This window comes from Micromonospora sp. NPDC023888 (assembly GCF_040639415.1).
Taxonomy (GTDB): domain Bacteria; phylum Actinomycetota; class Actinomycetes; order Mycobacteriales; family Micromonosporaceae; genus Micromonospora.
The window spans coordinates 33,644-60,025 of sequence record NZ_JBEZZW010000008.1 but is presented as its reverse complement, the minus strand read 5'-3'; the positions used below and the strand labels follow the sequence as shown (position 1 = coordinate 60,025).

At 72.6% G+C, this 26,382-nt stretch carries 26 protein-coding genes and 1 pseudogene; 12 read left to right on the top strand and 15 right to left on the bottom strand.

From position 1 onward, the window contains the following. The first annotated feature begins 17 nt into the window (after positions 1-17). Positions 18-1,523: a glycosyltransferase family 39 protein gene (locus tag AB0F61_RS09510; protein ID WP_357806157.1), complete on the top strand. Its 1,506-nt coding sequence runs from the start codon at positions 18-20 to the stop codon at positions 1,521-1,523. A 141-nt stretch (positions 1,524-1,664) separates the two neighbouring features. On the opposite strand, the gene AB0F61_RS09505 is transcribed toward AB0F61_RS09510, so the two are convergent. Then, complete coding sequence (locus tag AB0F61_RS09505) at positions 1,665-3,257, bottom strand: histidine kinase N-terminal domain-containing protein (RefSeq protein WP_357806154.1); 1,593 nt, start codon at positions 3,255-3,257, stop codon at positions 1,665-1,667. A 25-nt stretch (positions 3,258-3,282) separates the two neighbouring features. Then, complete coding sequence (locus tag AB0F61_RS09500) at positions 3,283-4,314, bottom strand: SIS domain-containing protein (protein WP_357806537.1); 1,032 nt, start codon at positions 4,312-4,314, stop codon at positions 3,283-3,285. Positions 4,315-4,505: 191 nt separating this feature from the next. Between AB0F61_RS09500 and AB0F61_RS09495 the strand changes: the two genes are divergently transcribed. Beyond that, positions 4,506-6,341 carry a tetratricopeptide repeat protein gene (locus tag AB0F61_RS09495; protein ID WP_357806151.1) on the top strand — a complete coding sequence of 612 codons (1,836 nt, stop codon included), beginning with the start codon at positions 4,506-4,508 and terminating at the stop codon, positions 6,339-6,341. Between the two features lie 75 nt (positions 6,342-6,416). Here AB0F61_RS09495 and AB0F61_RS09490 read toward each other — a convergent pair whose 3' ends face one another. Further along, entirely contained in the window at positions 6,417-8,006 is a 1,590-nt protein-coding gene (locus AB0F61_RS09490; RefSeq protein WP_357806148.1) for an MDR family MFS transporter, read from the bottom strand. A gap of 112 nt (positions 8,007-8,118) precedes the next feature. Between AB0F61_RS09490 and AB0F61_RS09485 the strand changes: the two genes are divergently transcribed. Further along, positions 8,119-8,727 (top strand): helix-turn-helix domain-containing protein, encoded by a 609-nt coding sequence (locus tag AB0F61_RS09485; protein ID WP_357806146.1) that lies wholly within the window; start codon positions 8,119-8,121, stop codon positions 8,725-8,727. A 12-nt stretch (positions 8,728-8,739) separates the two neighbouring features. On the opposite strand, the gene AB0F61_RS09480 is transcribed toward AB0F61_RS09485, so the two are convergent. The 8 genes from AB0F61_RS09480 to AB0F61_RS09445 all read right to left on the bottom strand — a co-directional run bounded on the left by AB0F61_RS09480 (position 8,740) and on the right by AB0F61_RS09445 (position 13,210). After that, the gene (locus tag AB0F61_RS09480) at positions 8,740-9,249 is read right to left on the bottom strand and encodes a GNAT family N-acetyltransferase (protein ID WP_357806143.1); all 510 of its coding nucleotides are present in this window, start codon (positions 9,247-9,249) and stop codon (positions 8,740-8,742) included. Beyond that, positions 9,246-9,461: a biotin/lipoyl-binding carrier protein gene (locus AB0F61_RS09475; RefSeq protein WP_357403262.1), complete on the bottom strand. Its 216-nt coding sequence runs from the start codon at positions 9,459-9,461 to the stop codon at positions 9,246-9,248. Before AB0F61_RS09475 ends, AB0F61_RS09480 begins: the two co-directional genes overlap by 4 nt. A 213-nt stretch (positions 9,462-9,674) precedes the next feature. Then, entirely contained in the window at positions 9,675-9,845 is a 171-nt protein-coding gene (locus AB0F61_RS09470; RefSeq protein WP_357806139.1) for a hypothetical protein, read from the bottom strand. Between the two features lie 41 nt (positions 9,846-9,886). After that, complete coding sequence (gene rsrA, locus AB0F61_RS09465) at positions 9,887-10,174, bottom strand: mycothiol system anti-sigma-R factor (protein WP_030336658.1); 288 nt, start codon at positions 10,172-10,174, stop codon at positions 9,887-9,889. A 1-nt stretch (position 10,175) separates the two neighbouring features. After that, positions 10,176-11,000: a sigma-70 family RNA polymerase sigma factor gene (locus tag AB0F61_RS09460; protein ID WP_357806137.1), complete on the bottom strand. Its 825-nt coding sequence runs from the start codon at positions 10,998-11,000 to the stop codon at positions 10,176-10,178. 236 nt (positions 11,001-11,236) lie between these two features. Further along, positions 11,237-11,854, bottom strand: a complete 618-nt coding sequence (locus AB0F61_RS09455) for an alpha/beta family hydrolase (protein ID WP_357806134.1) — start codon at positions 11,852-11,854, stop codon at positions 11,237-11,239. A 52-nt stretch (positions 11,855-11,906) separates the two neighbouring features. Continuing rightward, positions 11,907-12,299 carry a WhiB family transcriptional regulator gene (locus AB0F61_RS09450; RefSeq protein WP_357806131.1) on the bottom strand — a complete coding sequence of 131 codons (393 nt, stop codon included), beginning with the start codon at positions 12,297-12,299 and terminating at the stop codon, positions 11,907-11,909. 200 nt (positions 12,300-12,499) lie between these two features. After that, positions 12,500-13,210 carry an SOS response-associated peptidase gene (locus AB0F61_RS09445; RefSeq protein ID WP_357806128.1) on the bottom strand — a complete coding sequence of 237 codons (711 nt, stop codon included), beginning with the start codon at positions 13,208-13,210 and terminating at the stop codon, positions 12,500-12,502. Positions 13,211-13,312: 102 nt separating this feature from the next. On the opposite strand from AB0F61_RS09445, the gene aroA reads away from it, so the two are divergent. From aroA to AB0F61_RS09425, 4 genes and pseudogenes are all read left to right on the top strand, one after another. Further along, positions 13,313-14,614 (top strand): 3-phosphoshikimate 1-carboxyvinyltransferase, encoded by a 1,302-nt coding sequence (aroA, locus tag AB0F61_RS09440; RefSeq protein ID WP_357806125.1) that lies wholly within the window; start codon positions 13,313-13,315, stop codon positions 14,612-14,614. Positions 14,615-14,735: 121 nt separating this feature from the next. Next, entirely contained in the window at positions 14,736-15,746 is a 1,011-nt protein-coding gene (gene rsgA / locus AB0F61_RS09435) for a ribosome small subunit-dependent GTPase A (protein WP_357246681.1), read from the top strand. A gap of 28 nt (positions 15,747-15,774) precedes the next feature. Continuing rightward, positions 15,775-16,593, top strand: a complete 819-nt coding sequence (gene hisN / locus AB0F61_RS09430; protein ID WP_357806121.1) for a histidinol-phosphatase — start codon at positions 15,775-15,777, stop codon at positions 16,591-16,593. A 59-nt stretch (positions 16,594-16,652) separates the two neighbouring features. Beyond that, positions 16,653-17,576, top strand: a pseudogene (locus AB0F61_RS09425) (hypothetical protein). Here AB0F61_RS09425 and AB0F61_RS09420 read toward each other — a convergent pair. Further along, positions 17,534-18,733, bottom strand: a complete 1,200-nt coding sequence (locus AB0F61_RS09420; RefSeq protein WP_357806119.1) for a glycosyltransferase — start codon at positions 18,731-18,733, stop codon at positions 17,534-17,536. The pseudogene AB0F61_RS09425 and the gene AB0F61_RS09420 overlap by 43 nt on opposite strands. A 223-nt stretch (positions 18,734-18,956) precedes the next feature. Between AB0F61_RS09420 and AB0F61_RS09415 the strand changes: the two genes are divergently transcribed. The 3 genes from AB0F61_RS09415 (at position 18,957) to AB0F61_RS09405 (ending at position 21,444) form a co-directional block, all read left to right on the top strand. Further along, entirely contained in the window at positions 18,957-19,955 is a 999-nt protein-coding gene (locus AB0F61_RS09415) for an SDR family oxidoreductase (RefSeq protein ID WP_357806116.1), read from the top strand. Between the two features lie 59 nt (positions 19,956-20,014). After that, positions 20,015-20,782, top strand: a complete 768-nt coding sequence (locus AB0F61_RS09410) for an ATP-binding protein (RefSeq protein ID WP_357806113.1) — start codon at positions 20,015-20,017, stop codon at positions 20,780-20,782. An 89-nt stretch (positions 20,783-20,871) separates the two neighbouring features. Continuing rightward, positions 20,872-21,444 carry a DUF5709 domain-containing protein gene (locus tag AB0F61_RS09405; RefSeq protein ID WP_112583682.1) on the top strand — a complete coding sequence of 191 codons (573 nt, stop codon included), beginning with the start codon at positions 20,872-20,874 and terminating at the stop codon, positions 21,442-21,444. Between the two features lie 6 nt (positions 21,445-21,450). On the opposite strand, the gene AB0F61_RS09400 is transcribed toward AB0F61_RS09405, so the two are convergent. Together AB0F61_RS09400 and AB0F61_RS09395 are read right to left on the bottom strand one after the other, a co-directional pair. Next, a complete protein-coding gene (locus AB0F61_RS09400; protein ID WP_357806110.1) occupies positions 21,451-22,122 on the bottom strand; it encodes a response regulator transcription factor in 672 nt (223 codons plus the stop codon). Continuing rightward, on the bottom strand, positions 22,119-23,258 hold the full coding sequence (locus AB0F61_RS09395; RefSeq protein WP_357806107.1) for a DUF5931 domain-containing protein: 1,140 nt from the start codon (positions 23,256-23,258) through the stop codon (positions 22,119-22,121). The genes AB0F61_RS09400 and AB0F61_RS09395 overlap by 4 nt, the downstream gene beginning before the upstream one ends. A 119-nt stretch (positions 23,259-23,377) precedes the next feature. On the opposite strand from AB0F61_RS09395, the gene AB0F61_RS09390 reads away from it, so the two are divergent. Then, a complete protein-coding gene (locus AB0F61_RS09390; protein WP_357806105.1) occupies positions 23,378-23,830 on the top strand; it encodes an ATP-binding protein in 453 nt (150 codons plus the stop codon). Positions 23,831-23,854: 24 nt separating this feature from the next. On the opposite strand, the gene AB0F61_RS09385 is transcribed toward AB0F61_RS09390, so the two are convergent. After that, positions 23,855-24,793 carry a ribose-phosphate pyrophosphokinase gene (locus tag AB0F61_RS09385; RefSeq protein ID WP_357806102.1) on the bottom strand — a complete coding sequence of 313 codons (939 nt, stop codon included), beginning with the start codon at positions 24,791-24,793 and terminating at the stop codon, positions 23,855-23,857. Between the two features lie 102 nt (positions 24,794-24,895). On the opposite strand from AB0F61_RS09385, the gene glpK reads away from it, so the two are divergent. Then, complete coding sequence (glpK, locus tag AB0F61_RS09380; RefSeq protein ID WP_357806099.1) at positions 24,896-26,380, top strand: glycerol kinase GlpK; 1,485 nt, start codon at positions 24,896-24,898, stop codon at positions 26,378-26,380. Positions 26,381-26,382: the final 2 nt, after the last annotated feature.

The window sequence follows — 26,382 nt, the reverse complement described above, 5'->3', positions numbered from 1 at the left end:
CGTGGCAGGCTCGGGATGTGGGCAGATTGTCCGAGTCGACCGGCGCGGCGTGGGGTCACCTGCGCCGCGTACCGGTCTGGCTCCCCCCGGCACTGCTGACCCTGGCGGTGACAGTGACCGGGCTGGGATCCGCCCAGCTCTGGCGCGACGAGCTGGCGACCTGGAGCGCGGCCAGCCGGTCGCCCGGCGACCTGGTTCGGTTGGCCGGCACCATCGACGCGGCCACCGGGCCGTACTACCTGCTGATGCACGGCTGGACCGCGGTCTTCGGCGACTCCACTGTCGCCCTGCGCGCACCGGCCGTGCTGGCGATGACCGTGGCGGCCGGGCTGCTCGCCGTGCTCGGCGCGCAGCTCGTCGACCGGCGCACCGGCCTGTTCGCCGGGCTGCTGTTCGCGGTGCTCCCCGGCACCTCCCGCTACGGGCAGGAGGCCCGCCCGTACGCGTTGGCCACCATGCTCGCGGTGCTCGCCACCCTGCTGCTGGTGGCCGCACTCCGCCGACCGAGCTGGGCCCGCTGGGCCGGCTACGCCGCCGCCGTCGCCGCTCTCGGGCTCATCCACCTGATCGCGCTCACCCTGCTCGCCGCGCACGGCCTGGTCGTCCTGCTCACCTGGTGGCGCGGCCCCGGCGAGGCCGGCGTCGCCACCCGGGACCACCGCGTTGCCGAGCGGGACCGGCGGGTGTGGCGGTGGGTGATCACCGTGGTGCCGGTCGCGCTGCTTGTCGCTCCCCTGCTGCTCAAGGCCCAGGCCCAGCGGTCCCGGCAGCTCAACTGGGTCAACCTGGTCGGGTTGGACGACCTGACCGCGTTGCCCGGTGGCGTGGCACAGAGCAGCGTGGTGGGCGGCCTGCTGGTCGGGGTCGCCGCGCTGGGCGCGGCCCGACTCGGGCGTCGTGCCCTGCTGCCGGTGAGCGCGGTGCTGCTGCCCGTGCTGCTGCTCTTCGCCGCCGGCGAGGTCGTACCGCTGTGGGTGCCCCGGTACCTGGTCTTCGTGGTGCCTTTCGCCTGCCTGCTCGCGGGCGCGGCGTTGGCCACGGTGACCGTGCCGGGCGCGCTCGCCGTGGTGGTCCTGGCCGGGCTGCTCGGCCTTCCCGACCAGGCGGCGCTGCGGCGGACCCACGAATGGCCGCGCAGCGCGCCGGTGGACTACGCGGGCGCGGCACGGGTGATCGCCGACGGTCAGCGGCCGGGCGACGCGGTGGTCTACTCACCCCGGCAGAGCTGGCTCTTCCTCGACCTCGGCATCGAGTACCACCTCGACGACCCACCACGGGACGTGCTGGTCACCGAGGACGAGGTCCACCGGGGTGACCTGTGGGCGGCCGAGTGTCCGCAACCGGCGCAGTGCCTGGCCGGTACGGCACGGGTGTGGCTCGTCATTTCCGGCCGGCACGCCGAGCCGTTGGCCGCCGTGACCGGGGCCAAGGGCGACGCGCTCCGCGCGCAGTTCACCGTCACCCAGGTCTGGCCGCGCCCCGGCCTGACCGTCGCCCTGCTGACCAGCCGCCCCGACCGTTGACCGGGCCACCATGGGCCGGCCGGCGGCCGGGCCCGCCCACCTCGATGAGCGTGATGCCTGTGAGTCATCAAGATGACTCACAGGCATCACGCTCATTCTGATATCCGCTCCCCGGCGCGACCCCACCAGACGGGAGGCAGCTCAAGCCTGCGAGCGTCCGTCGTGGGCGTTGCGGGCCAGCGGGACGACAAGCACGGCCTCGGTGCCGCCGTTGGCACCGGCCCGCAGCTCGATCGTGCCGCGCAGCTCCCCGGTGACCAGGGCCCGGACGATCTGGAGGCCGAGCCGGCTGGCTTGCTCCGCGTCGAAGCCCGGCGGCAGCCCGCGCCCGTTGTCGGTAACCGAGACGTGCAGCATCTTGCGGAAACGGTGCGCTGAGACCACCACCTCGGGGCGTTGCGTCGGATCGCCCTCGGGGGTGACGACCGGCACCATGCCCGAGGCGGCAGGTGCGGGAGGCTCGTCGGCCTCGTCGGTCGGCGGGAAGCCGTGCTCGACCGCGTTGAGCAGCAACTCGTTGAGGACCATCACCAGCGAGGTGGCGATCTCCGCCGGCAGCACACCGAAGCTGCCCCGTCGACGCATGCCGACGCTCACCTCGGTCGCCGCGACCTCGGTCGCCGCGCTCGCCACCCGGTCCACGATGCCGTCGAACTCGACCGCCTCGTCGCTGGACATGGAGAGCGTCTCGTGCACCAGGGCGATCGAGGCGACCCGGCGGACCGATTCCTCAAGCGCGACGCGGGCCTCCGGCATGGACACCCGGCGGGCCTGCAACCGCAACAGCGCGGCGACGGTCTGGAGATTGTTCTTCACCCGGTGGTGGATCTCCCGGATCGTGGCGTCCTTGGTGATCAGTGCTCGGTCCCGGCGGCGAACCTCGGTGATGTCCCGGACCAGCACGAGCGCACCGATCGGCACTCCGGCGGGCATCAACGGCAGCGCCCGGGTGAGCATCGTGGCGCCGCGGGCGTCGATCTCCCGCCGCGGTGGCGCCTCACCGCGCAGGGCGGCCAGGATGCCGTTCGCCGCCTCGGTGCCGTCCAGCGGGTCGCCGGCCAGCCGGCGGTGCAGCGCGGCCAGATCCTCGCCCACGAGATGGGAGGCGTAGCCCAACCGACGGTACGCGGACTGCGCGTTCGGGCTGGCGTAGGTGACCTTGCCGCCGGCGTCGAGCCGGACCAGACCGTCGCCGACCCGGGGCGCGGAGGTGGTCTCGCCCGGGTGCCGCGGCGGCGGGAAGGTGCCGTCCGCGATCATCTGCGCCAGGTCGTCGGCCGTGGTCAGGTAGTTGAGTTCCAACTGACTCGGCGTACGGGCTGTGGAGAGGTTGGTGTCCCGCCCCACCACGGCGATCACCTCACCGGCCTCCCCCTCGGCAGTGCGCAGCCGGACCGGGATCGCCTCGTGCCGGGCCGGCACGTCGCCGTACCAGACCGGGTCGCCCTCCCGCCAGATCCGGCCCTGGGAGTACGCCACCCCCAGGTGGGCCACCTCCGGCCCGCCGACGATCCGCCCCACCTGGTCGTCCTGGTAGGCGGTCGGTGCGGTGGTCGGGCGGACCTGGGCGACGCAGAGGAACGTGCCGTCGGCGTCGACCGGCACCCAGAGCAGCAGGTCAGCGAAGGAGAGATCGGAGAGCAACTGCCAGTCGCCGGCGATGCGGTGCAGGTGGTCGATGTCGGCCGGACGGAGATGGGTGTGCTCCTCGGCGAGGTCGCGCAGCGTGGACACGGTGACCAGGGTCCCACGCCGCCCCTCACATCGTCGCGGTGACCTTCTTCAACCCGCGCGGCGCGTCCGGGTCCTCGCCTCGGGTGAGCGCCAGGGCCAGCGCCAACCGCTGCAACGGCAGGATGTCCAACAGTGGGGCGTACCGCTCGTCGACCTCGGGGACGGCCAGCCGGGTGGCGCCCGGCACGTCGGCGGAGCCGACCACCACGACGTCGGCGCGGCGTTCGCCGAGGCGGGGCAGCACCTCGCCCATCGAGCGTCCCCCCGGCCCGGAGCCGACCACGGCGAGCACCGGGACCTCCGGATCGGTCATCGCGAGCGGGCCGTGCAGCAGGTCGGCACCGGAGAAGGCGAGGGCCGGCAGGTACGAGGTCTCCATCAGTTTCAGCGCCGCCTCCCGGGCGGTCGGGTAGGCGTACCCCCGGCCGGTGGTGACCAGTTGGCGGGCGAACCGGTAGCGCGGCGCGAGCCGGGCCGGGGTGTCGTCGGCCAGGGTGCGGGCGGCCAACTCGGGCAGCGCGTCGAGCGCCTCCCGTTCGGCGGCGGGGAGCACGCCGTCGCCGGCCCGGATCCCCTCGACGAGCATCAGCAGGGCGAGCAGCTCGGCGGTGTACGTCTTGGTGGCGGCCACGGCCCGCTCGTGCCCGGCGGCGATGTCGACGCTCAGTTCGGCCACGTCCACGAGCGGCGACTCTGGCGCGTTGGTCACCGCGAGGGTCAGCGCGCCGGAGGCGCGGGCGGCGCGCAACACCTCGGCCAGGTCGGGTGAGCCGCCGCTCTGGCTGACCCCGACGACAAGCGCGTCGGACAGGTCGGGTCGGGCCCCGAACAGGGTGACGACGCTTGGCGAGGCGAGCCCGGCGGGCAGGCCGAGCCGGATCTCGGTCAGGTACGCCCCGTAGAGGGCCGCGTGGTCGGAGGTGCCGCGGGCGGTGAAGACCACGTGCCGTGGGCGACGTTCGGCGATGACCGCCGCCACCCGGGCGATCTCGGCGGCGTTGGCGGCCGAGAGCAGGCGCGCGTAACCAGCCGGCTGCTCGTCGATGTCGGCGGCCATGCCGACCCCTGCACGTGTCACGGAAACCCCTCCCCCTGCGCGGTTGCCGCGCGATTCTTGCTCAGTCTTGCACTTTTAACGGAATCTCAGCAATCGAACGAGCAGGAGTGCGCAGATGATCACCAGTTGATCTCAATATCAACTAAGCTTGGTGTGCTGCACCCGGCCTGGCCCAGCGACGAGAGGACGACGTGCCCGAGGGAACGGACGACCCCGCGCTCTCCGCGACGGAGGAGCTGGCGCTGGCCCGGCTGGCACTCGACGAGGGCGACCTGCACCACGCCGCCGGCCACCTCGCCGGCGCGCTGGCACAGGCCCCCACCCTCCCGGAGGTGCACGAGACCCTGGCCCGGCTCGCCGCCGTCAGCGGCGGTGGCCTCGGCCTGTTCCCGATCACCCATCACACCTTCGTGGGCGCGGTCGTCGCCCGCGCCCACCTGCTCGCCACCGCCGGCCGTCCCGCCGAGGGGCTGGAGCTGCTGGCCGCCGCGACCGCGTACGCGCCCGGCACCCAGTGGGCGGGCGTTCCCTGGGTCACCGCGCCCGAGCTGGCCGAACGGCTGGACCCGGAGCACATCGCCCGGATCCTCATGCAGGTCTGCGCCGCGCTGCCGGACCCGGTGCCGCGGGTCGACCGGGGCGCCCTCACGCCGTACCTCACACTGGCCCGCAACGCGGCCACCGTCCACCCCGAGCACGGCCTGCTGCTGGGCGCGGCGTCCGCGCTGGCCCGGCGGCTCGGTGAGGCCGCGCTGGCGGTGCGGTGGGCCACCCGAGGGGTACGCGCACAACCCTCGAAGATGGGCGAGGTCTGGCTCGGGTACGCGTACCGCAGCGCGGGCCGGACCCGCGACGGCCTCGCCGCCCTCGGTCGGGCCGTCGAGCTGGACCCGGACGACCTGGCGATCTACGCGGACATCGCCGGCACGCTGGCCGAGATCGGCCGGCTGGACGAGGCGCTGGAGTGGACCGAGCGGGCGCTGGCGCGCGACCCGTCCTTCGACTGCGCGGTGCACACCGCCCACCGGCTGCGGCACCTGCGCGACGGCGACCTGGCCCACCTGGTCGCGCTCGCCGACTTCGTCCGCGACCACCCCGACGACAGCCACGAGCATGGTGACCTGGCCCAGTGCTGCCGCGGCCGACCCTGGCTCGGCCAACTGACCCCGGCCGGCGGTCCCCTGGTCGACGCGATGCGCCAGGCGGTGGCCGATGACGACAACGGATCCGGCAACGCCGTACGCCTGCCCGCCGCAGCCCCGCCGAGCGCCGTCCGAACGGCGACGTCCACCGCCCCCGGACTGCGGATCGACGTCGTCGGCTCGTCGGAGCCGGACCCGCGCGAGCCCCGGCGGGCGTCCGCCCAGCGGTTGTGGCACTACGCGGACAACATGCCCACGCCCGCACTACCGGCGCCCTCGGCGACGGCTGTCGAACGGATCGGTCAGCTCGCCCACCCGGCGTGGCCGCACCCACCGGCGGCGTACGACGCGGCGGTGGGCCTCGCCGGCCTCGACGTGACGGACCTGCTCGGCCTGCTGGTGCACCCGCCGGCGGCGCCGGCCAACGCGGTGGGTCGACTGCTGGCCGCCCACGACCCGTCGATGTGGGTCCGTGGCGTGCAGGTGTGGGCCTGCCTGGGCCTGCTGCACCACCGCACCGACGAGCCGTGGGAAGGCTCGACCCGGCGCCGCGTGCTGCTCGACCTGATCTGGGACGTCGAGGACTGGGTCACCGAGGCGGCGCTGTTCGCCCTGGTCACGGCCGCCTGGGTGGATCCCTCCGTACGGTCGGACGTGGCCCGGGTGGTGGCCGAGCGGCTCGCCGACGCGGCCGCCGTCGCTCGGGCCCGACCGGTCCCGATCGCCGCCTCGCTCGCCCACCTGGCGCTTGCCGTCCCGGAGCTGGACAAGGCCAGCGCGGCACTGGCCACCGAACTGCTCGGCACCCTCTCGCCCCAACTCCCCCGTCCCCGTAACCCGCTACGCCGCCTCTGGCAGCGCCTGCTCGGCGCCCGCGCCCGCTAGGCGCGCGGTCGCGGGAAACGGGGCACGCCGCGCCGACCCGGACGGGGCGACGCGGCGTGCGGTGCGGAGGTCGGGTCAGGCGACCGGAGCTGCCTTGCCGAGGGCGATCTCGGCTTCCTCTTCCGGAGTGGCCTGCGGCGGCGCCTCGTTGGCGGTACGCAGCGGGATCTCCTTGATGAACCAGGCAAGCACCGGGATCGCGATGGTGAACAGCACCGCCCAGAGGAACACGTGCGAGATCGCGTCCGAGAGGCCACCGAGCACCAGCTCACGCGCCTGGGCGGGCAGGTCCTTGAGCTTCTCCAGGTCCATCCCCGCGCCGCCGGACTCGCCGCCGAAGGCCCGACCGCCCTCGGAGCTGGCCAGCCGGTTGGCGAAGATCGCGCCGAACAGCGAGATGCCGAACGAGCCGCCGATCGACCGGAAGAAGGTGGCCGCGCCGCTGGCCGCGCCGAGGTCCTTCTGCTCCACGCTGTTCTGGGCGATGAGCATCGACGTCTGCATCAGGAAGCCCATGCCGACGCCGAGCACGATCATGTACAGCGAGGACATCAGCTTGCTGGTGTCGGTGTCGAGCATGGACAGCAGGCCCATGCCTCCCGTCATCACGACGCCACCGACGATCGGGTACGCCCGGTACCTACCGTTCTTGGTGATCGCCCGGCCGATGACAAGCGAGACGACGAGCATGCCGAACATCAGGGGCAGCAGCAGCAGACCACTGTTGGTCGCCGACGCCCCCTGCACCGTCTGCTGGTAGAGCGGCAGGAAGTTCATCGCGCCGAACATCGCGAAGCCGAGCAGGAAGCCGATCACCGAGATCAGCGCGAAGTTGCGGTTCGCGAAGAGCGCCAACGGTAGGATGGGCTCCTGGACATGGCGCTCCACCAGACCGAACGCCACCAACGTGAGCACGCCCAGCACGGCCAGGCCGAGGATCTGCGGCGACGTCCAGTCGTACTCGTTGCCGCCCCAGGTGGTGATGAGCACGATCGCGGTGATGCCGATGGAGAGCAGCCCGGCCCCGAGCCAGTCGATCCGGTGCTCGGTGCGGTACTTCGGCAGGTGCATGGTGGTGATCAACACGAGCAGCGCGATCCCGCCCAGCGGCAGGTTCACGTAGAACGCCCACCGCCAGGAGAGGTGGTCGGTGATGAAGCCACCGGCCAGCGGCCCGGCGACCATGGCGATGGCCATGATGCCGGCGATCATGCCCTGGTAGCGCCCACGCTCGCGGGGCGGGACCAGGTCACCGATGATCGCCATCACGCCGACCATGAGCCCACCGGCGCCGAGACCCTGCACGGCACGGAAGGCGATGAGCTGGACCATGCCGTCCTGCGGGCCGCCGAGCATCCCGGAGCCGGCCATGCCGCAGAGGGCGGAGCCGACGAGGAAGATGACGACCGAGGTCAGGAAGACGGACTTGCGGCCGTAGAGGTCACCGAGCTTGCCCCAGATCGGGGTGGAGACGGTGGTGCCCAGGACGTACGCGGTCACCACCCAGGTGAAGTGGTTGAGGCCGCCGAACTCGCCGACGATCCGCGGTAGCGCGGTGCTGACGATCATGTTGTCGAGCATCGCGAGCATCATCGCGATCATCAGCCCGAACAGCACGACCCGGATGTTGTTGGGTCGTACGCCGGCCTGGGTTGCCTGAGTCATGGGTAAGCTCCCCCTGAAAATTGCCATACTTACTTGCCGCCCGGCTAGTCACCTTACTAGCCGCACGGTAAGTTGGGTAGGAAGATGCGGTCAAGCCATTTGGGGGGCGTGGGTGAGAGAGAGCACAGGCGGGACGCGGGAGCGGATCAAGGCCGTCGCGCTCGAACTCTTCACCGAGCAGGGGTACGAGAAGACCTCGCTGCGGGAGATCGCCGAGCGCCTCAACGTCACCAAGGCGGCGCTCTACTACCACTTCAAGAGCAAGGACGACATCGTCGCCAGCTTCGTCGAGGACCGGCTGGAGCGAATGGACGAGCTGAACGCCTGGGCCGCGACGCAGCCCGCCACCCTGGACACCCGCCGCGAGCTGATCTCCCGGTACGCGGACACGATGTTCGACGGCACCCAGCCGTCGGTGATGCGTTTCTTCGAGCAGAACCAGACCGCGCTCAAGAGTCTCTCCGCCGGCCAACAGATGCGCGGTCGGATGCTGGCGCTTGCCGACGCGCTCTGCCGGGGCGACGACTCCCCCGCCGCCCAGCTTCGCGCCGCGCTCTCGATCTTCGCGGTGCACACGAGCTGGTTCGCGGTCCGCGCGCCGCACATCGGCGACGACGAACGCCGCAAGATCGCCCTGGAGGTGGCCGACGAGTTGTTGGCCGCCATCGGCACCGAAGCCGACGTGAGCGACCGCGACGTGTCCGCCGCCGGTCTGGGCTGATCGGTCGGCGGCTCAGCCGCGCGTCAGGTCCAGTCGCAGACCGAGCAGGTCCACGCCCGCCATCGGCGACCAGTCCTTCTCCGGTGCGCGCACGAACCCGAGCCGCGAGTAGAGCCGGTACGCGGTATCGGCCAGCCCGGCCCGGAAACAGATCACCAGTGCCGTGCAGCCCAGCCCGGCCGCGCGCGCGACGCACGCCCGCACCAGTGCCGCACCGACACCCCGCCCCTGGGCGCCCGGGTCGACAGCGAGCATCCGGAACTCCGCCTCGCCCGGCCCGGACAGCTCGGCGAACGGGGTGCCCGGCAGCACGAAGGTCACCGAGCCGAGCACCGCCCCGGTCACCTCGTCGACCGCGACCAGCACCGCGCCGCTGGCGGCCCGGGTCGGCACGTCCGCCAACACCTCGCCGTACCCGTGTTCGCCCTTGAGCTGGCCGTCCGCCTCGTACGCGGCCACGGTCAGCCGGGCCACCGCCGGGAAGTCGGCCGGCTCGGCCGGACGGACCCGCACGCCGGTCAAGCAATCACCGCGATGAGATCGCCGTCCTGCACGACGTCGCCCTCGTGGACCGCGAGCTGTTCGAGCACACCGTCGGACTCGGCGACGACCGGAATCTCCATCTTCATCGACTCGAGGATCACCAGGGTGTCGCCCTCGGCCACGGTGTCACCCGCCGTGGCGACGACCTTCCAGACGTTCGCCACCATCTCGGCGCGGATCTCCTCGGCCATGTCCGGGCCCTCCCTTTTCGCGATGTGCCTGCCGACGTATCCAATCATGCGACGTCCGCCGGTGGACGCGCAGCGGCACGGCCGGGATGGCGCACCCGCCCCGGGGAAAGGAGGCGGGTGTCGACCGCACTACCATCAGCGGGTCGGACCCGATGCCGGGCCGCCGGTGGGTGCACCGACGCCGAGGTCGTGGGCAGTACGGATCCGCCCCAATCACGAGGAGGTCAGCATGGCGAAGAAGTCCCGGAAGAAGAAGGCTCGTAAGAAGAGCGCCGCGAACCACGGCAAGCGTCCCAACTCCTGAACGGGTCGACGGGCCGGCGGCCCGTCACCGATCAGCTCGACCCGGCCGACGCCGGGTACACCGGTGGCCCGGGTCGACAACGACCCGGGCCACCGGTCTTGACGCTGTGCCGCGCCGACGCTCAGTCGGCCAGCTCGCGGGAATCACTCGTCTCGAAGACCACCAGCTCGGTGAGCTTCACCCGCAGTCGCTCGCGCAGCTCGTCCGGGGCGGTCTCGTTGCCGCAGCACCGAGCCACCAACGCCCGCACCTCCTGCTCGAGCCCGTACTCGCGCAGGCAGGGCCCGCACTCGTCCAGGTGGTGCCGGATCAGCGAGCGCCGCTCGTCGGCGCACTCCAGATCCAGGTAGAGGTAGACCTCCGCGAGGACTTCGCGGCAATCCGTCTCGTGCGGCTCCCCACAGCTCACGTCACACCTCCCGGCCGGCGGCAGCGGTGGAGCCCTTGGACGAGCGGGCCGCACTGAAGCCCCGCTCCCCGGCGTAGCGCTCAAGCAACTTGCGCAGATTACGACGGCCCCGGTGCAGACGCGACATCACCGTGCCGATCGGCGTGCCCATGATGTCCGCGACCTCCTTGTAGGAGAAGCCCTCGACATCGGTGAGGTACACGGCCAGGCGGAACTCCTCCGGCAACTGCTGGAGGGCCTCCTTGACGTCGCTGTCCGGCAGCCGGTCCAGTGCCTCTGTCTCGGCGGAGCGCAACCCACTGGAGGTGTGCGACTCGGCCTCGGCAAGCTGCCAGTCGGTGATCTCCTCGGTGGGCGCCTGGATCGGCTGGCGCTGCCGCTTGCGGTAGGAGTTGATGTAGGTGTTGGTCAGGATCCGGTAGAGCCAGGCCTTCAGGTTCGTGCCCTGCTCGAACTGGTGGAAGGCCGCGTACGCCTTCAGGTACGTCTCCTGGACCAGGTCCTCGGCATCCGCCGGGTTGCGTGTCATCCGCAGCCCAGCAGCGTAGAGCTGATCGACGAATGGCATCGCGTCCCGCTCGAATCGGGCCCTGCGCTCGTCCGTCTTCTCGGTGGTCAACCGCACATCCCCTCGCGTCGGATGCTTTCCCGCCGAGGATACGCGCACGGACCTGCCCGCAGATTCACTTCCGGCCGGTGTGCCAGTGCTCACCGCACCCACCCCGCCCGGTCCCGCCGTCGCGGGCCAATCCGGAGCATCCAGCAGCCGCTTGAGCTGCCGGGCGTCCCGCTCGTCCCGTTGCAGGCTTCGTGTCTCGGTCGGCACCGGTCACCCCCCTCGCAGAAAAGTCGTCCGGGGTTAGTAACGCGAGATGACCACTGGGGCATTCCGGGTGGCCTCCCGTTCCTGGTCCCGGCCCCGGCGGCGGCCGGCGCTGGGACCAGGAAGGGCCTGGGAGGACTGGTGTCGCCGGTCCGGATCGGGCCGGCGGCACCATCGGATGCAACGACCCGCGCCCGGCACCGGAAACGGTCGCCCGGGCGCGCCGGGGGTCGACCGGATCAGGTGGGCGCCCAGCCCTGGGCGCGCAGCCAGTCCCGGACGAGGGCAGCGGTGCCGCCCGGATCCCGCCGCAGGTCGTGCGTCTCCCCAGGACGGGTCACCACGCGCACGGTCGGCCCCGGCTCCGGTGTCCCGAACGGGTCCCGGTCGCCGTTGACGACGAGCGTCGGCAGGCCGGTGTCCAGTTCGGCGGCCCGCGAGCGCTCCGGCCGCCCGGGTGGGTGCAGCGGAAAGGCCAACGCGACCACACCTGCCGCACCCACCGCACGGGCCGTGCGGCAGGCCACCCGAGCGCCACTGGAACGGCCACCGACCAGCACCGTCGGCACGTCGGCGTGCCGGTCACGCAGCACGGCGAGCACCGCCGTCCAGGCCTCGTCGAGGTGACCTGCCGGTGCCGGCGCACGTCGACCGGCGACCTGGTAGGGCTGGGTCACCCGCACCACCGCCAGGCCGGCCGCGACCGCCGCGTCCCGGACCGCGAGCAGGTCGGGAGCGTCGACGCTGCCGCCCGCGCCGTGCCCGAGCACGAGCAGAGCGGTGGCCGGACCGGACGGCAGGTCGGTGTCGATCCGCGCCGGACCACGCGGGGTGTCGATCTCGTCGCTGGGCAGCACCGACCCATTCTGCGCCGCCTGACCGGCGACGGGTGCGGGCCGGGTGAACTGATCAGCTCAACGGGACCAGGGTGAGCAACCGATCCCGCACAGGCGGGCCGGCGTCGTCGACGGCGTCCGGGGCCGGATCGACCTCGCCACGCCAGGCGACGAGCATCGCCCGCCGCTCGCGCGGTGTGGTGGCACCCCACACCCCGTGGCAGTCACCGACGTCGAGGGCCCAGGCCAGGCAGGACCCCTGCACATCACAACTGCGGCACAGCGCGACGGCGGCGTCCGCCGGTTCGTTCGGTGCCGGAAAGAATGTCTCCGGATCGACGCTCTGACAGGTGCCTCTGGTGCGCCACGCGTCGTCCTGTCGCCGTTCCCGCACGGCCCGCAGCAGTCGCGGATCTCGCCGCGCCGCAGCCACCTCGTGCGGGCGAGGCATACGCGCCCGTGTCATCCACCCACCTCCCCCGTGGGACCGGCAAGATCGGTGGACGTCGTTCGCCCCGTGCGAATCGACAGCCACTACCGGCGCTGTGTTCTATCGCACTTCACAACGCCGAGACAAGGGTCTGCCGAGAACATGACTGAACGGCCAGGAGACGAATCGCGCGCAACCCTGGCAAATCGGCGCTTGACGATGTGCGTCGGTCGGTCTCAGAACAGGGTCAGCTCCTGCGGCGTCACCGCTGGCTCCACAGACACCCGGGCGGTCAATCGGGGCCCGTCATTGCGGACGTCGCCCACCGCCGCCCCCACCGGCCTGATCTCCAACCCCGCGAGCCGCTCCGCCGACGTCGGGACGAGCAGCCGCTCGGGCTCGTCGGTCGGCGCCAGCCACGACGACCAGCGCTCGGGCGACAGCAGCACCGGCATCCGGTCGTGCACCTCGGCCAGATCGCCGAGCGCCGCGGTGGTCAGCACGCTGAAGGTGAGCCGGGTGTCGGCCTCGGACTGCCAGAGCGACCAGATGCCGGCCAGGGCGAGCACCGAGCCGTCCCTGGGCGTCATGTAGTACGCCTGTCGCCCACCGTCGGGCCGACGGACCCACTCGTACCAGCCGTCCGCCGGGACCAGGCAGCGGCGACGGGAGAACGACCCGGCGTACGCCCGACTGGTGGCCACCGTCTCCGCCCGCGCATTGATCATGCGGGCCGCCCCGGCGGGAGACCGGGACCAGTGCGGCAGCAGACCCCAGCGACCGACACAGAGGCTGCGGTGCCCCTCGGGGCTGACCCGGACCAGTGGCACCGGGTCGGTCGGCGCGACGTTGTGATCCGGTCGGAGCAGGCCGTCGGTGTCGTCGGACGACTCGAACAGCGCGCTCAGCTCACCGGAGCTCCGGGTCGTCGCGTACCTGCCGCACATGGACCACACGCTAACGCGTCCCGCCCCCGCCGGCTGTCCCGCCAACCGGGAGTACGACCACCGCTTCCTGCCGCCGGCCGGCCAACACGGCAGAATGTAACCGTGGGGAATCTGACCGCGACCCGGCCACCACAGCCGTGGAGCGCACCGACCGCGTCCAACCCGGTGGCGGCGACGCTGCGCCTGCCCGGGTCCAAATCGATGACCGCGCGCGCCCTGGTGCTCAGCGCGCTGGCCGCCGGACCGTCGACGCTTGCCGAGCCGCTGCGGGCCCGCGACACCGAGTTGATGGCCGCCGGCCTGCGGGCGATGGGCGCGTACGTGTCGATCAGCGACGACGAGCGCTGGCTGGTCCGGCCGCACCCGCTTGTCGGCCCCGCACACGTCGACGTGGGCCTGGCCGGCACCGTGATGCGGTTCGTGCCGCCGGTGGCCGGGCTGACCGACGGGCCGGTCACCTTCGACGGCGACCCCTACGTTCGCACCCGGCCGCTCGGGCCGCTGGTCGGCGCACTGCGCTCGCTCGGCGTCCGGATCGACGTCACCGGCACGGGCAGCCTGCCGCTCACCGTGTTCGGCACCGGTGGGGTCACCGGCGGGGAGGTGGTGATCGACGCGTCCGTGTCCAGCCAGTTCGTCTCCGCGTTGTTGCTGGCCGCCCCGCGTTTCGACCGGGGCGTCGTGGTGCGGCACGTCGGTCCTCCGGTGCCCTCCGCGCCGCACCTGCGGATGACGGTGCGGATGCTGCGGGCCGCCGGCGCGGCCGTCGACGACAGCACCCCCGACGTGTGGACCGTCGAGCCCGGCCCGCTCACCGGGCGCGGCTGGGAGATCGAACCGGACCTCTCCGGCGCGGTGCCGTTCTTCGCCGCCGCCCTGGTCACCGGCGGTGAGGTGACCCTGCAGGGCTGGCCGCACAGCAGCGCCCAGCCCGTCGAGCAACTCCGCTCGTTGCTGCAGCGGATGGGCGGCGAGGTCACCCTCTCCACCACCGGGCTGACGGTGCGGGGCACCGGCGTGGTGCACGGCCTGACCGCCGACCTCTCCGACGTCAGCGAGCTGACCCCGGCGCTGACCGCGCTGGCCATGCTTGCCGACTCGCCGTCGGTGTTCACCGGCGTCGGGCACATCCGCGGCCACGAGACCGACCGGCTGACCGCGCTCGCACGCGAGTTCACCGCCCTCGGTGCGGACATCACCGAGGCGCCGGACGGGCTGGAGATCCGGCCCCGCCCCCTGCGCGGCGGGATCTTCCGCACCTACCACGACCACCGCATGGCGCACGCCGCCGCGGTGGCCGGGCTCGCCGTTCCCGGCATCGAGCTGGACGACGTGGGGTGTACCTCCAAGACCATGCCCGAGTTCCCGGCACTATGGTCAGCGATGGTGACCGGCAAGAGCTGACGCGAGAAGAGGACAGGTCCTGGCGACCAAGCGGCGGGAGTACGACGAGGACGACGTACGGGTCCGACCCGGAAAGTCGTCGCGCCCGCGTACGCGCACCCGACCCCAGCACAACGACGCGGTGGACGGCTTCGTCATCGCCGTCGACCGGGGGCGCTACCAGTGCGTGCTGGCCGGTGCCGAGCGCGGCGTGGTGGGGGCCGAACTGCCCACGGTGACCGCGATGCGGGCCCGTGAGCTGGGCCGCAAGTCGGTGGTGGTGGGCGACCGGGTCAGCCTGGTCGGGGACACGTCCGGGGCGGAGGGCGCTCTCGCCCGGATCGTCCGGATCGCCGAGCGCCGCTCGGTGTTGCGCCGCACCGCCGACGACGACGAGACCACCGCCGAGGGCCGGCTGGAACGGGTGGTGGTGGCGAACGCCGACCAACTGGTGATCGTCAGCGCGCTTGCCGACCCGCCGCCGCGCACCGGTTTCATCGACCGCTGCCTGGTGGCCGCGTACGACGCGGACGTCGAGCCGCTGCTCTGCCTCACCAAGGCCGACCTGGCCGGGCCGGAGGAGGTGCTCGGTTACTACACCGAGTTGGAGCTGCCGTACGTGCTCAACCGTCCCGACTCCGACCTGGGCGCGCTCCGCGCGCTGCTGAGCGGCAAGGTGTCGGTGCTGGTCGGGCACTCCGGGGTGGGCAAGTCGACACTTGTCAACCGCCTCGTCCCGGACGCCCTGCGCGCGGTCGGCGTGGTCAGCGCGATCGGCCGTGGCCGGCACACCTCCACCAGCGCGGTGGCGCTGCGGTTGCCACCGGTGCCCGGCGTCGACACCGATCCCGGCTGGATCATCGACACTCCCGGGATCCGCAGTTTCGGACTGGCGCACGTCTCGGCCGACAGCCTGTTGCACGGCTTCCCGGACCTGGTCGAGGGCACCGTCGACTGCCCGCCCAACTGCCAGCACACGGCCGACGAGGCCGCCTGCGGGCTGGACGCCTGGGTGGCCGCCGGCAAGGCCGACCCGCGCCGGTTGGCCTCGTACCGCCGGTTGCTCGCCTCCCGCGCCGGCGAGGGTGACTCGCGCGGCGAGAGCGACCAGCGCGGCCCCGGGGAGGGTGACCGGCGCGGGCCCGACGAGTGAGCCGACGGGCGTCGGCTAGGTTGCCGGCATGACCGGGTACGCCGACGACCTCGCCCTCGCCCACCTGCTCGCCGACCGGGCCGACGCCATCGCCACGGCCCGGTTCCGCGCGCTCGACCTGCGGGTGGAGGCCAAGCCCGACCTGACCCCGGTGTCGGACGCGGACACCGCCGTGGAGCGGGAGATCCGCGCCCTGCTGACCGCGGAGCGGCCGACCGACGGGCTGCTCGGCGAGGAGTACGGCGCGCAGCCGGCCAGCGCCCCGCACGGCCGTCGGTGGATCATCGATCCGATCGACGGCACCAAGAACTTCGTCCGGGGCGTGCCGGTCTGGGCCACCCTGATCGCGCTCTACGACGGTGACCGGCCGGCGGTCGGCGTGGTGTCCGCACCGGCGCTGGGCCGGCGCTGGTGGGCGAGCGCGGGCGCGGGCGCGTACGCCGGTCCGGGCCCCACGGCCGGCGAGCGGATCGGGGTGTCCGCGGTGCACAAGATCGCCGATGCCAGCTTCTGCTACTCGTCGCTCGACGGGTGGGAGCGCGCCGGGCGGCTCGACGCGATGCTGGACCTGATGCGGGCCACGTGGCGCAGTCGGGCCTACGGCGACTTCTACGGCTACATGCTGCTGGCCGAGGGCGCACTGGACGTGATGGTCGAACCGGAGTTGTCACTGTGGGACGTGGCGGCGCTGGTGCCGATCGTCACCGAGGCGGGTGGCACGGTCACCGATCTGCGGGGTCGACCGGCTCCGGCCGGCGCGCCGGGCACCGACAGCAGCGTGGTCGCCACCAACGGTGTGCTGCACCCCGACATCCTCAGCCGCCTCGATCGACCAGCCGAGCGCTGACCCCCGCCAACCTCTATCCTCGCCAGGTGGTCTCCTCCGGTTGGTGTTTTCTCGCGGCGATGATCGTCGCGTACGGCTTCGCCAACCTCCTCCAGTCGGTGGCCGCGGCCCGCACCACTGTCCACCACACCTTCGACCCGGGCCTGCTGCTGCGTCTCGCCGGGCACCGGACGTACCTGGTCGGCCTGGGCTGCCAGATCGGCGGGTTCGTGCTCGCCTTCCTGGCCCGCCGGGACCTGCCGCTGTTCCTGGTGCAGGCGAGCGTCGCGGCCGGGCTCGGTGTGACCGCCATCCTCGGCGTGCTGGTGCTGAAGTGGCGGCTGCCGGTGGCGGAGGTGGTGCTGCTGGCCCTGCTCTTCGCCGGGATCACCGCTCTGGTGCTGTCCGCCCGGCCGGCCCCCTCGAAGCAGCTCGGCGCCGCCGGCTCGATCGCCCTGCTGGTGGCGCTCGGCGTCATCGCGGTGCTCGGTGTGTTCGCCGTCCGGCTCTGCGGGGCACCCGGGTCGGTGGCTCTCGGCTCGCTTGCCGGGTTGGCGTTCAGCTCGGCGGCGGTCGCCGCCCGCCCCCTGGCGTCCGCGCCGTCCGCGGAGGCGTTCCTCGCCGACCCGCTGTTCTACCTGCTGATCGCCCACTCGATCGTCGGTCAGCTTCTCCTCGGTCTGGCGATGCAGCGCGGTTCGACGACCGCCGCGGTCGCCGCGATGGACGCCGCCGGCGCGGTGCCGGCCGCGATCGTCGGCCTGCTGCTGCTCAACGACAAGATCTGGCCGGGCCGGGAGTGGCTGGCCGCTGCCGGTTTCCTGGTCACCCTGGCCGCGGTGATCGGGCTGACCCGCTACGCCGAGCCGCAACAGCAGCGGGCGGTGGCGCGCCGCCGCGACCAGGCCATTCTCGTCGCCGGGCGGCCCGGCTGAGACACCGGGCCGCCCGACCGGCCCGCTCAGGCCTCGACCGGCTTGCGGCGACTCACCACCCGCTCGTAGAGGCGCTCCAGCGCGCCGGCGGTGCGCTCCCAGGTGTAGCTGCTGCGCACCCGGTCCACCGCGGCGTGGCCGTAGGCGAACCGGCCGGCGTTGTCGGCGAGCAGCCGGCGCAGCGAGACTCCGAGCGCCCGCACGTCGCCGGGGGGCACCAGGCGGCCCGTGACTTCGTCCACGACGGCGTCCGCCAGGCCGCCCATCGCGTAGCCGATCACCGGCACCCCGCAGGCCATCGCTTCAAGGGAGACCCGCCCGGCCGAGGAGTAGTGCGGTGTGCAGGCGACCACGTCCGCCGAGCGGTACCAGGTGGCCATCTGGTCGTGCGGCACCGCTCCGACGAGCCGTACCTGGTCGACGACGCCTACCTGCTCGGCCAGCTCCCGCAGCCGCCGCGCCTCGGCATGGTTGGCCAGTTGGTCGGCCGGCGGCCCACCGGCGATCACCAGCTCGGCGTCGCCGACCAGTCGCATCGCCCGGATCAGGTCCTCCTGGCCGTGCCCCGGGGACAGCGAGCCGACCGAGAGGATGCGGGCCCGCTGTTCGCGCGGCGCCGCCTCGCCGTCGGGCTGGAACTGCTCGATGTCCACCCCGGCCGGCACCAGCGCGACCGAGCTGCGTTGCAGGCCCATCCGGGTCAGCTCGTCGACCTCGTCGTTCGACTGGGCGACGGCGATGTCGACGGCCCGGGTCAGGGCGCGTTCCAACGTGATCCGCTCCCCCGGCCCGTCGTAGTGGCCTCCCAGGTGGCGCGCCTGCTCGACGCCGAGCGAGTGGAACGTCTGCACCACCGGGATGTCGGTCTCCCGAACGGCGTGCGCGGCGGCCAGACCACCGACCCAGTAGTGCCCGTGCACCACCTCGGGCCGCCAGGCGCCGGACCACGAGTCGGCCAACCAGCGCCCGAACTCCGTGACGTACGGGATGAGTTTCGCTGTGGGTAGTGGGGTGGGCGGGCCGGCGGGCACCTGGAGCACCTGGTAACCGTCGACGTTCACAGTCGCCGGCAGGCCGGGGTCGTCCCGGCGCTCGTACAGCCGTACGTCATGGCCCCGCTCCGCCAACTCGGCGGCGACCCGTGCGATGTGCTGCCGGGTGCCGACCGGTGGGCCGTCGGCATGGCGGTATGAGCTGGCGTGCGCGCAGACGAGGCTGACGCGCATGGGTCACCTCCCTGCGATCTTTCCTCGGCAGTGGTCCTCCCGTTCAGAGCGTCCCATTAACCTCGGGAGCGGGAGTCGAAACCTGGCAGATCGGGAACAGTGCCCGCGAGTGCCGCCGACGCTTGCGCCACGGCAACCACATTGACCACACCACACGGGTTCTCACGAAGATCGACAATCGGTACCTGGCATGACCAGGCCCGGGCGGGGGTACCGCTCAGGAATGCCGCTGACCCGCAGCCTCGACGATTCGACCGTGGTGATCACTGGCGCGTCAAGCGGGATCGGCACGGCCACCGCGTACGCGTTGGCCCGCCGGGGCGCAGCCGTCGTGCTCGCCGCCCGCAGCGAGGCGGCCCTCCGCCAGGTCGCGCTGCGCTGCCTGGAGCTGGGCGGCCGGGCGCTCGTCGTGCCGACCGACGTGACCGACCTGGAGTCGGTGCAACGGCTGGCCGATCGGGCGGCTGCGGAGTTCGGCCGGATCGACGCCTGGGTGAACAACGCCGGAGTGAGCGCGGTGGGCCTGTTCGACGAGATTCCGGTCGCCGAGTTCCGCCGGGTGCTGGAGGTCAACCTGCTCGGCGCGGTGCACGGCATCAAGGCCGCTCTTCCGTACCTCGGCGCGGCCGGCGGCGGCGTGCTCGTCAACAACGCCTCGGTGCTGGCCGAGGTGGCCATGCCGTACCAGTCGGCGTACAACGCCACCAAGCACGGCATCCGTGGGTTGGCCGACACCGTCCGACAGGAGCTGCGGGTCACCGGTCGCGGCCAGATCTCCGTCTGCACGGTGCTGCCGGCCAGCATCGACACCCCGTTCTTCCGGCACGCGGGCAACCACAGCGGACGGGAACTGATGCCACCGCCCCCGATCTACCCACCGGAGGTGGTCGCCGAGACCATCGTCCGGGTGCTGCGCCGGCCCCGCCGCGAGGCGTACGCCGGTGGGGCTGCCCGCCTGCTCGCCCTCCAGTGGCGGCTGGCGCCCGCGCTCGTGGAACGCGCCCTCGGCTGGTACGCGCACCGCGCGCAGTTCGGTCCGGGCGCGCGGGTGGACAGCAGCGGCAACGTCTTCGACGCCGACGGGCAGGCCCACCGCGACGGCGGCTGGAACGGTCGACGGCGTCAGTTGGTGCGGATGACCGCCGCGTTCGGTCTCGCCGCCGCCGGCACCGCGGTCGGCACCATGGCGGCCATCAACCGCCGGTCCCGGTTGGCGCCCTGATGGCCGGCATCGAGCGCCCGAATGCGCGAACCGTCACCGACGCGCACAATGAGGCGATCATGTCGAGCTGTCTGGTGGAGATCGACGACTCGTCGGCGGTGGTCCGGCTGACCGGTACGCTCGACGCCGCCGCGGCCGAGGCGGTACGCGGCGCGCTGCTCGCCTGTCTGTGGAACCGACCGGGCCCGGTGGTGGCCGACGTGACCGGGCTGCGGGTCGTGGACCCGGCGGGGCGGGCCGTCTTCGCCGAGGTTCGCCGCGAGGTCGCCGACTGGCCCGCTGTGGATCTGCTGCTGTGCGACCCGACGGTCGACCGGCCCGAGCAGGTGGACGCCGGGGCACCGGCCCCGCCGATCATGGTGGCCGGTGTGCCGACCTGGCCGACGGTGGCCAGCGCGTTGGCCGCGGTCGCGGTCGCGGTGGCACCGATGGCGGCGGTGCTCACCGCCGAACTGGCCCCGGTGGTGGGAGCCGCCCGGCAGGCCCGTGATCTGGTCACCACCGGCTGCCGACGCTGGGGCATGGCGATGCTCGTCGACCCGGCCTGCATCGCGATCACCGAGATGGTGAACAACGTGGTGGCGCACGCGCGGACCCCGATGACGGTACGGCTGGCTCCCCAGGACGACGCCCTGCACCTGGCGGTGCGCGACTACTCCGCGCGTCGGCCGACGTTCGCCGGGCTGTCGCCGCCGAACCGGATCGGCGGGCGGGGCCTGCTGCTGATCGACACGGTGGCACGTCGCTGGGGCAGCAGCGCCCTACCGGACGGCAAGGTCGTGTGGTGCGCGCTGCACCCGGAGGACGAGGTCGCGCACCTGAGCTGATGCGGCGTTTCGCCTCCGCCGCCGGTTTCCGCAACGCACAGCCTGCGCTGCTCCGGTTATGGCGGGAGGGCAGCGGGTAGTGATCAGACATGCGCGACAACGAGTACCCGACCCCCGTGTCCGACACCGAGGCGCAAGGTCTGCCCGACACCGCCGACGACGACTCGACCGCCAACGACGACGTGCTCACCGGGCGCGAGGCGGACGGCCCGGACCCGGCCCAACTCCCCGGCGATCGGACGCCGGTGGCGGTGGACCGGTTCGGGACGACCGCCGAGGAGCAGCTCGACGGTGAGTCGTTGGACTACAAGCTCGACCGCGAGGTCTACGAGCGCCCGGCCGACGATCCGCTGGCCGGGACGATCGACCCGAAGATCGCCTTCGAGGCGGACAATCTGGAAGCCGCGGCGGAGGCCCAGTTGGACGCCGACGTGATGGACCCGGGGCCCACCTCGGACCCGAACTCACCGGTCTCCCTCTACGACCACGGTCAGCTCGGCACGGTGGCCGACGCCACTGTGGGTCGGCTGGTCGAGCCGGACGAGGGGTCGCACACCGACCAGGAGACCGACTCGGTGGCGTACGACGCCGGTTCCGCTGGCGGTGGCGCGACCGCGGAGGAGTTGGCCATCCACGAGACGGAGCCGCCGCGCTCGGTCTGACCGGGGTCAGTCGTCCAGGCCGCGCTCGATGGCGTACCGGGTCAGCTCGACGCGGTTGTGCAGTTGGAGCTTGCCCAGGGTGTTCTGCACGTGGTTCTGCACCGTGCGGTGCGACAGCCCGAGCCGCTGCGCGATCTGCTTGTACGACATTCCCTTCGCCACCAGCCGCAGCACCTCGGTTTCCCGGTCGGTGAGCCGGGGCGTCGCCGGGTCCGCGCCGCCGGTCGGGTCGGGGCCCTGCCCCGGCCCGGCGGCCAGCCGGCGGTACTCGCCGAGGACGAGCCCGGCGAGGCCGGGGGTGAAGACCGCGTTGCCGGCCGCGGTCCGGCGGACCGCGTCGAGGAACTCCGCGGGCGCTGTCGACTTCACCAGGTAACCGGTGGCCCCCGCCTTGACCGCGTCCAGCACGCTCTGCTGTTCGCCACTGGCGCTGAGCATCAGCACCCGCACGTCGGGCAGCGCCGCGCGCAGCCCGAGGATCACCTCGACGCCGGAGATGTCCGGCAGTTGCAGGTCGAGGACGACGACGTCGGGCCGGGCGGCGGCGGCCACCCGGATGGCCTGTCGCCCCTCGCCGCTTGTCGCCACCACCAGGAATCCGGCTTCGGTCAGGTCGCGGGCCACGCCCTCCCGCCACATCGGATGGTCGTCGACCACCATGACCCGGGTGGGGTTCATCGCTGCGCCCTGGGCACGGTCAGCTCGATCTCGGTGCCGGCGTCGGGGGCGGACGCGATCCGCACCGTCCCGCCCAGTTCCGCCACCCGACCCCGGATCGACTGGGTCACGCCGAGCCGGCCCTGAGCGGCGGCCTCGGCCAGCCGGCCGTCCGGGATGCCCGGCCCTTCGTCGCGGATCGACACCGTCACCGTCTCCCCCTCGTCCTCGATCAGCACCCAGGCGCGTCCGCCGGCGTGCCGCCCCACGTTGTCGAGCGCCGCGCCGGTCGCGGCTGCCAACTCTCCGGCCACCCGGCGCGGCAGCGGCACCGGGGTGGCCGGGGCGGAGAGCGCCACCGCCGGTGAGGCGTACCGGCCGAGGAGGGTCCGCAGGTCCACCGCGGCGGCCTCGGGTCCGTCCAGGGCCACTGCGGTGGCCGGGCCGGTGCCGGCGATCAGCGCCCGCAACGCGGCTTCCTGCTCGCCGGCCAGCCGGGCCAGTTCGCCGGCTTCGCCGGGCAGGTCGGCGCCCCGCCGCTGCACCAGCGCCAGCACCTGGAGCACCGAGTCGTGGATCCCCCGGGCCAGTCGTTCCCGCTCCCGGGTGGCGGCCTCCAACTCCACAGCGCGTTGCAGCCGTTCCTCGGCAGCCGCCGCGAGACGGGCCACGTGCCCGACCACCACCCCGGCGAGCAGCATGAGGATCACCCCGGTGAACGAGGACTGGCCGATCCGCTCCCGGGTGGCCAGGTCCGCTCCGGCGACCAGCAGCGCGGCGACCGTGCCCCGCCGACGGCCGCCGGAGACGGCCCAGGCCAGCACCGGGCCGGCCATCCAGGCGACCCCCATGGTGGGTACGCCGGTGGCGAGCGCCGCCCGACCGACCACCCACGGGGTGGTCAGCACGATCGCCAGCACCACTGCGAGATCGGCCAGCAGCAGCGGCCAGCGGCGCCAGGCCGGCCGGGCGTACCCGATCGCGGTCGCGCCGGTCCAGGTCATCATCACCAGGATCAGGGCGCCGACGGCGTACGGGTGGGCGTACCGGTCGGCGTCGCGCACCGCGAGCACGCAGACGTACGCCAGGGACGCCAGCCTGAACACCGCTAGCGCACGCCACAGCGGCACCTCGAATCCACCTGGCGGCGACGGCATGGCCGTCACGATGCCACATGCGGCCGGTAGCGCGGCGAGCAGCGAGTGCGGTTCGGAGAACCCTGACGTACGGTGGAAAAGCCCCGAAATACTCCGAGATCCGCCGCCGGGACGGGCCCATGACGAACGCAGATCCGCACGCACCGCGTACGGTTGTGCCCATCGAACCTGCCCTGATCGCCGACGCCTTCGACAAGGCCAAGGTGACCGAGATTCGACACTCGGTCACCTCCTGCGCGCACGCCTGCGGGCTCACCGGTCAACGGCTCGACGATTTCGTGCTCGCGATCAACGAGTTGATCACCAACGCGGTGCGGCACGGCGGCGGATGCGGATGGCTGCGGCTCTGGCACGAGTCGGAGCTGCTGGTCTGCGAGGTCGCCGACCACGGGCACGGGATCAGTCCGCAGCGGCTGGGCGACCGCACTCGACCAGCCACGGACACCGCCGGCGGCTGGGGCCTCTGGCTGGCCCGCGAGCTGACCGACGCCATGGAGGTCGTCACCAGCACCGCCGGCACCACCGTCCGCATCACCACCGGCCTCGTCCAGCACGGCCACACCCCGCGCTGAGGTCCCGCGCCCGCGCCGGCCGGCTCAGGCGAACAGCGCCGAGACGGATTCCCCGTTGTGGATCCGGCGCATGGCTTCGGCCAGGGCCGGGGCCACCGACAGGACCTGAAGAGTGGGCACCCGCTTCTCGTCCGGGATGGGCACCGTGTTGGTGCAGACGATCTCCAGGACGCCGTCCTGGTCGCTGAGCCGCCGCAACGCGTCGCCGGAGAAGAGCCCGTGCGTGCAGGCCAGCCGGATCGAGCGGACCTTCAGGCCGCGGAGGTGCTCCATCAACTCGATCACCGTGCTGCCCTTGGCGATCTCGTCGTCCAGCACGATGACGTCCCGGTCGGTCACCTCGCCGATCACCGCGCTGATCTTGACCAGGTCGTCGCTGAACCGCTGCTTCGCCCCGGCCGCGACAGGCGTGCCGAGCAGCCGGGCGAAGGCCGCCGCCTCCTTGGCGTTACCCAGGTCGGGGGAGACCACCACTGTGTCAGTCAGGTCGTAGCGCCGGAAGTGGGTGGCCAGCTCGCGCAAGGCGTGCAGGTGATCCACGGGAACGCTGAAGAAGCCGTGCACCTGCGGCGAGTGCAGCGTCATCGCGAGCACCCGGTCCGCCCCGGCCGACGTGAGCAGATCGGCGACGAGCCGGGCGCCGATCGAGATCCGTGGCGCGTCCTTCTTGTCCGAACGGGCGTACGCGTAGTGCGGCAGCACCACGGTGATCCGGCCGGCCGACGCGCCCCGGGCGGCGTCGATCATCAACAGCAGCTCGACCAGGTTCTCCTGCACGGGCGGCACCAGCGGCTGGATCAGGAAGACGTCGCGCTCCCGGCAATTGGCCTGCAACTGCACTTCCAGACAGTCGTTCGCGAATCGGGACACCCGCACCGGATGCAGCGGCACCCCGAGGTGGGCACAGATCTCGGCAGCCAGGTCGGGATGGGCGGTTCCACTGAAAACGGCGATGTCGCGCACGTTCGCACATCGTAGGCGACACGACTGCCGGCGGACGGCCGCGGGCCGTACCCGGCCGTGACGCCGGTCGCAGCATGCTGCCGCTTTGGGTACGGTGCTGCGGTGACCCCCCAGTACGTCGCCGCCATCGACCAGGGCACCACCTCCTCGCGGTGCATCGTCTTCGACTCGGCCGGGGACGTCGTCGCCGTCGCCCAGCGTGAACACCGGCAGATCTTCCCCCGACCCGGCTGGGTCGAACACGACGCCGAGGAGATCTGGGACAACGTCCAGCAGGTCGTCGCCGAGGCGCTGCGGGCCGCCGGCACCGACCCGACCGGGCTGGCCGCCGTCGGCATCACCAACCAGCGGGAGACCACGGTCGTCTGGGACCGGGCCACCGGCCGCCCGGTGGCCAACGCCATCGTCTGGCAGGACACCCGGACCGGGCCGCTGCTGCGCGAGCTGGCTTCGACGTACGGCGAGGAGCGGTTCCGGGCCCGCACCGGCCTGCCGCTCGCCACCTACTTCGCCGGGCCGAAGCTGCGCTGGCTGCTCGACGAGGTCGACGGCCTGCGCGAGCGCGCGGAGCGCGGCGAGGTGCTTTTCGGCACCATGGACAGCTGGTTGATCTGGAAGCTGACCGGTGCGCACGTCACCGACGTGACCAACGCCAGCCGGACCATGCTGATGGACCTCACCACCCTGGACTGGGCGCCGGAGTTGCTTGACGCGATGGGCGTGCCGGCGGCGATGCTGCCGGAGATCCGCTGCTCCGCCGAGGTGTACGGCACCGCCACCGGCGTGCTCGCCGGGGTGCCGGTCGCCAGCGCGCTCGGCGACCAGCAGGCCGCCCTGTTCGGGCAGACCTGCTTCCAGCCGGGCGAGGCGAAGTGCACCTACGGCACCGGCAGCTTCCTGCTGCTCAACACCGGGGCCAGCCCGGTCCCGTCGACGCACGGCCTGCTCACCACTGTCGCCTACCGGATCAAGGACCAACCCCCGGCGTACGCCCTGGAGGGCGCCATCGCGGTCACCGGCTCGCTCGTGCAGTGGCTGCGGGACAACCTCGGGCTGATCTCCACGGCCGCCGAGGTGGAGGATCTGGCCCGCACCGTGGACGACAACGGCGGCTGTTACGTGGTGCCGGCGTTCTCCGGGCTGTTCGCCCCGCACTGGCGCAGCGACGCGCGCGGCGTCATCGCCGGCCTGACCGGCTACATCACCAAGGGGCACCTGGCGCGGGCGGTGCTGGAGGCGTCGGCGTGGCAGACCCGCGAGGTCGTCGACGCGATGGACGCCGACTCCGACGTGGCGCTGCGCCGACTCCGGGTGGACGGTGGGATGACCGCCAACGGGTTGCTCATGCAGTTCCTCGCGGACGTGCTCGACGTGCCGGTGATCCGGTCCCGGATCACCGAGACCACCTGCCTGGGCGCCGCGTACGCGGCCGGTCTGGCGGTCGGCTTCTGGCCGGATCTGGCCACCCTGCGGGCGCAGTGGCGCTCCGACGCGCAGTGGGAGCCGGCGATGGCCCCGGAGCTGCGCGAGAAGGAGCTGGGCCAGTGGCGCAAGGCCGTGCAGCGCACCCTGGACTGGGTGGACTGAGC